At 56.5% G+C, this 5541-nt stretch carries 4 protein-coding genes and 1 pseudogene; 3 read left to right on the forward strand and 2 right to left on the reverse strand.

All coding sequences use genetic code 11. From position 1 onward, the window contains the following. The first annotated feature begins 313 nt into the window (after positions 1–313). The gene (locus tag P7F28_RS04095; protein WP_277183165.1) at positions 314–721 is read left to right on the forward strand and encodes a GFA family protein; all 408 of its coding nucleotides are present in this window, start codon (positions 314–316) and stop codon (positions 719–721) included. A gap of 452 nt (positions 722–1173) precedes the next feature. Here the strand turns inward: P7F28_RS04095 and P7F28_RS04100 are convergent, their stop codons facing one another. Further along, positions 1174–2109 (reverse strand): UPF0149 family protein, encoded by a 936-nt coding sequence (locus tag P7F28_RS04100; RefSeq protein WP_306805739.1) that lies wholly within the window; start codon positions 2107–2109, stop codon positions 1174–1176. 70 nt (positions 2110–2179) lie between these two features. Here P7F28_RS04100 and P7F28_RS04105 point away from each other — a divergent pair, with 70 nt between their 5' ends. Together P7F28_RS04105 and P7F28_RS04110 are read left to right on the forward strand one after the other, a co-directional pair. Further along, positions 2180–3325: a hypothetical protein gene (locus P7F28_RS04105; protein WP_277183166.1), complete on the forward strand. Its 1146-nt coding sequence runs from the start codon at positions 2180–2182 to the stop codon at positions 3323–3325. Between the two features lie 707 nt (positions 3326–4032). Further along, on the forward strand, positions 4033–5121 hold the full coding sequence (locus P7F28_RS04110; protein ID WP_277183168.1) for an IS110 family transposase: 1089 nt from the start codon (positions 4033–4035) through the stop codon (positions 5119–5121). A gap of 258 nt (positions 5122–5379) precedes the next feature. On the opposite strand, the pseudogene P7F28_RS04115 reads toward P7F28_RS04110, so the two are convergent. Continuing rightward, a pseudogene (locus P7F28_RS04115) lies at positions 5380–5541 on the reverse strand (IS630 family transposase); the annotation flags it as partial.

The raw sequence follows: 5541 nt of genomic DNA on the forward strand, positions 1-5541 counted from the left end.
TCTTCCTTCCAAGCATTCCCAACCTCACACGTCTTATCTGTTCAACACAGTCGAGATCCGTCGTACCTGCACCGCTCCGGTTCGTCGATCATGAATGTAAACACTAAGGCCGTCATCGTCAATATTTTTGAAATTGGTTCCGATGGGCGGAACTTCACACAGGCATTTCTTCGCCTGTCACGCGTGTACGCAAGGGCGGGGTGTCTTAGGTGAATGGAACGGTAGAGGCGGTGGACAGCAGACCCGGGCGTGGCGCCGCTGGAGCTGTTACCATCCGAGGGCATGCCATGTCGAACTTCGCATTGGAGCAAAGATGAAAGTCGATGGTCAATGTCACTGTGGTGCGATTAAGTATGAAGCAGAGGTAGAACCGGGCAACGTGGTCATCTGTAATTGCGCGGATTGCCAAAGGCAATCTGGCTCGGTCTTTCGAGCCAATATCCCAGCGCCTGCGGGGTCCTTCCGAATTGTTTCGGGTATGCCTCGAAAATACCTAAAAATTGCCGACAGCGGAGCAAAGCGCATCCACGCATTTTGCGAGAACTGCGGAGGGCCGGTTTATGCCTGTGCCGCAGAAACCCCGCAGACATATTCACTGAGAATCGGGGCGCTGACTCAACGATATGAACTCGGGTCTCCCTCGCGGCAGATCTGGATGAAGCGTCGATTCTCTTGGCTAACTGAACTCGATGATGTGCCTGGTTGCGAAGGTCAGTCGTAGTTTGCCCTCTCCAGTGCTTCCATGGACTGGGCAGCACTTCGAGCGGCTGCTCGCGGTGTTATTCGCCGGGCTTGCCTGGTTCGTGCTGCCACACACGAGTCTTGTGATCGCATCGCAGGTGAATGACGTCGGCGGCTCAAAACAAAGCCAGGCCTAAAGCCAACTCACGGAGGTTGCGAGCACCAACTTTCTGCGGAGCAAGCGTTTTCGTCTAGCCGTCGCTGGCCGACCGCATGGCGCTTGCGCTCGCACAAAGGTGCCAAGTAGCTGCGCACCTTCGATCCTCCGGTCGCTGTGCGTCTAACACCGCTCTCGACAAAGGCGGCTACCACAGCGTACGTCGACTCCCTTACAACGGCGAGTCAAATTTCGTCGAGTGCCGTTTCGAAGAAACGCCCGCCATCTTCAAATATCTTGGATACATCAATCCAGGAGCCGATACACAACGTCAATCAATGAAGTGTCCGCGGCTTATCCAAGCAACACTGCTTGTACTTCCGGCCGCTACCGCACGGGCACGGTTCGTTACGTCCGATTTTCGGTCCTTCCCGGCCGATTGACGAGTGGAGCGCCATGCTCGCCGACGCCCGCCTCTGCGGGTCGAAGTACCGGTAAATGTGAGTCAGGCCAGCAATCATCGTCTTTACGACGTCTTCGCGCTTTTCAGGAGAGATTTTCGGTGGCCGCATCTGTGGGTCGGGGTCGTGCTCATGATGTAGCATCATGATCGCCACCATGGGTCCGCCATGGACCTCATCCTCGATGAGTTCGCTCCAATTGTCCGGCCTTAGTTGCACAGCTTGCATGAAGCCATGCGCCCAGTCGTTTGCTGAAGCTACGCCGTCTTCCTGTTCGAGCAATACGGGGAGGTAAACGTTCGGCTCACGAAGCGCGCGCTCGAGTTCTGATCTGATTGCATTCCAGTGGCGGGTTAGAAGCTCGGCGATCTCGGCAGCTTGCGCGTCGCTCTCGAACGAAACGCCCTCTCCCCACATCGTTGGCAGATACTCGCTTGGAAACACCACGTCAGGACCGCAGATCAATCCTGCGAAAAAGCCGTCAAGCGTTTCAATGTTCATCGCCGGATTTTCAATAGAGGCGAGAAAATCTTCGAGACGGTCGAATTCGCTGTCAGTGAGCGGCTGGTGAGAGGCAGGCTTATCTACGGCGGGTTTTTTTCCCCGCGAACAGGTTCTGGTAATTCTGCGGATTATACCGGGCACGCTCACCAACATCAGGACAGAAACGTCGCGGTAACGGGCGATCAGGGTCTGTTCGGCATGCAGCCGGCGGCGCCCGCTCCCCCACCGGTGCCCGTCGAGAAGACGGCGAAGCCCGCCCGCGGCGAACGCTGATCGACGGGCGGTTGTAGACGGACGAGTTGTCAAGCGCGCACGGCCCCGCCTTTCCCCGGACCATTTCCAGTCAAGCGGAGTCCAAAATGACGAAGATGTTCGCATGGAACGCGATACGTTCGGCGAGATCGCCGTGCCGAGCGCGACAATGTGGGGTGCGCAAACGCAGCGTTCGCTGCAGAACAACCGCTTGGCTGCGCTACTATTGATTCAACAGCACACTTACTCTTCCAATTGCAGGAATGACTCTCGAACGTATCAAGCAGCAAACCAAGAAGACGCCTTTGAAGGCATATTGCGCAACCATTTGAAGCGCGTCGTATTCCACGGTATCTTCGAGCTTTGTCCCTCCGCACCTACCGACTCTCAAAATATGGAAGTGCCATCGAATGTCGCAGACCGCGACTATCAGAGCCCGAAAGTCGGCACGCCGGCGTGGCTCCGATGCGGAGTGAAGCGCTACCTCGATAGTGGCGACTACGACAGCAACTTCACGGGCTGGCCTGGCGACAATTTTGTCGACGTCGCGCAACGGGCCACGCACTGCTTGCGAACAGCGCTCGTGGAAGAAACGCTTCGGCGAGCGCACGGCTTCGGCAGCCAGGTGACTTTGCCGGGCGACTTGCATGCGTGGACGCACAACAAGCTCTCGCCGATGGTATACGGGCTGTTTCCCGCCGACGAGCGCTCCATCATCCTCGATACGCTTGCGTGCAGCGTCGTGTTCCTCACCCCCGACAACATCGCCGAAGTTCTTACGCAGCAAACGTGGTTGTCGACAGCATGGGACTTGGCCAACACCTATTTGGCCGGTGTCGGTGCGCCTGCGCTGTCGCAAGAGGCGACAGACATCGTTGGACTAAGCGAAGAGACCACGTGCTATGTCTCAATGGCGTATTTCGAAGAAACAGATCCATCTGCAGATTTCGTCGTCCATGAAGCAGCACATGTCTTCCACAACTGCAAACGAGCGACCGTCGGGCTAAACGAGGGACGCCAGAAGGAATTCTTGCTGAACGTCGATTACTACAAGCGCGAGACATTTGCCTACGCATGCGAGGCCTACAGCCGGATTCTCTCGCTGGCCGCCGGTGTCCGACAACGGCAAGCGGCGCTCGAGCAGCACCCCAAACTCTCGTTGCCGCCGGATGATCGTGTGGATCACGACGAATATCTCGACATTCTCCGTGACGCCACGAGTGCCCCTAATGGATGGAAAAAGATCCTAAGACGGTGTGCGCCGGGTTAAACGATGATGCTCACGTCTCGAGGTGTCCGCAGCGGCAGGTGGTTTGGCCCGCGCCGCGATCAGGGCTAGCGCGGACCAACGACCGAGAACGCTTCTGTTTTCCACAGGCTTGCCCACAATTTCTGTGGACAACGTCAAGCCGCAGCGGCGCTACCGCCGACGAACGTCCAATGTGAAGCTGTCGTCATCATCGCCTTGGCAGCCTGCTTGAGAGCCGGACGTGCACGCGCAGTCGAGACGCGATGGAAAAACTTTCCCTCTTCCGTGCTCCTTTCACTTTGCTCTATCGAGCATCGCACGACATCGTTCCAGATCCTTGTTCAGCGAATCGATCTCGGCTTGCATCAAGCTCGCCCGACTCAGAAGCTTCCCCACAGTGTGCCAATATTCATAACCGAGGTCGCCTTCAGCCACGGCGAGTTCATGAACCGTCCTAAGAGCGATAGTCAGGTCGATGTGGCCTTCAGCGGGCGGCACGCCTTCCTCAGCTGCGCTCGTTTTTTAACCCTTCCGCGGTGCATCGAATGTCCAACAAAACAGAACGCCCTCATTCACGTATCGTGTATTTATGCGCACCGCTAGACACAATGTATTGGACCTGCTGTACCTCAAGCGACGCGGGTTAAGCTTGAGGCTCCGAAGAACCGAAGGCTCAGAGCCGCAATTGAGGAGAGCAGGTCGTGAAGCAGTTTAGCAAGTTCGTTGGGATGGATGTTCACAAGGCGACGATTGCGGTTTCTGTAGCCGATGCGAACGGAGGTGAGGTTCGCTATGTTGGGGAGATTGCGAACACACCGGAGGCGATCGAAAAGCTGGTTCGGCAGTTGAGAAAAGGAGACGCGCATCTCTCGTTTTGCTACGAGGCAGGCCCATGCGGATATGGAATCCATCGGCAGCTCAGTGACCTCGGCTGGGATTGCCAGGTTGTCGCACCGTCTCTGATTCCAAGGAAAACAGGCGAGCGGGTCAAGACCGATCGCCGCGATAGTCTTATGCTGGCGCGCTTGCATCGAGCCGGAGAACTGACTGCAGTGTGGGTTCCCGACGATGCGCAGGAAGGGCTACGCGACTTGACCCGAGCGCGCGAGGACATGAAGCATCTTCAGCGCCAGGCTAAGCAACGTTTGTGTGCCTTTCTGCTTCGATATGGCAAATGCTATAGCGGAAAGAGCAACTGGACTCAGGCGCACTATCGATGGCTGGAAGAGCAACAATTCAACCAATCAGTTCAGCAGATCGTGTTTCAGGAATATGTTGATACCGTCAAAGCGCTCAGCAAGCGTATCGACGGACTGGACACGCAACTCGAAAGCGCGGCGAGTGAATCGGTGTTCTGGCCGGTGATCGAAGGCCTGATGGCGCTGCGCGGCGTCAACCTGTTGACTGCGACGACGGTGGTCGCCGAGATTGGTGATCTGAAGCGCTTCGCCAGTGCTCCGCAATTGATGGCGTACTTGGGTCTGGTGCCCAGCGAGCACTCCAGCGGAGCCACCAAATCGCGCGGCGCGATCACCAAGACCGGCAATGCTCACGTTCGTCGAGTGCTGGTGGAAGCGTCCTGGACCTATCGCCATCCAGCCAGAAAAACCGCCCATCTGCAACGCCGTGCAGAGCGAACCTCCGAAGCAGTGCAGGACATTGCTTGGAAGGCACAGAAACGCTTGTGTGCGCGTTATCGACTAATGGAGGGCAAGGGGAAACTAAAAGTACAGGCATGTACCGCGGTCGCACGTGAACTGAGCGGCTTCATATGGGCAATAGGACAGGAGTTGCCACAGCCTGTGCCCAATCGCTAGGAGCACCGGTCATGTACGTGCAATGCGTCGGTAGCAGAATGGACAACGGTGGGAGAACCCTCGTGGACACTATGAGGCATCCGGCAATGGATTGATCCTCGAACCTAGAGCGAGGCAGCTCCCCGACGAATCGGTTGTCATGCGGTACCCAACCCGCGCATATCAGACTGATCAACCGTCGGCATACCGTCCGTTCTGCTACCAACACATTGTACAAACCAGAATCTTTTATAAACCACTGGACAGGTCAAATACATATCAGTGTCTCGTTCCGCTGATTCGCGAACAAAGTCTGTGAAGTTTTTCGAGGATCGAATCGGCTGACGCGGTCCAGACAAACGGTTTGCAGTTTTCGTTGTAGTGGGAGACGAATTGATCGATACGTTTGATCAGTTGCTTGACCGAGCTAAACGAGCCCCT

Source organism: Caballeronia sp. BR00000012568055, from assembly GCF_029439455.1.
Lineage (GTDB): Bacteria > Pseudomonadota > Gammaproteobacteria > Burkholderiales > Burkholderiaceae > Caballeronia.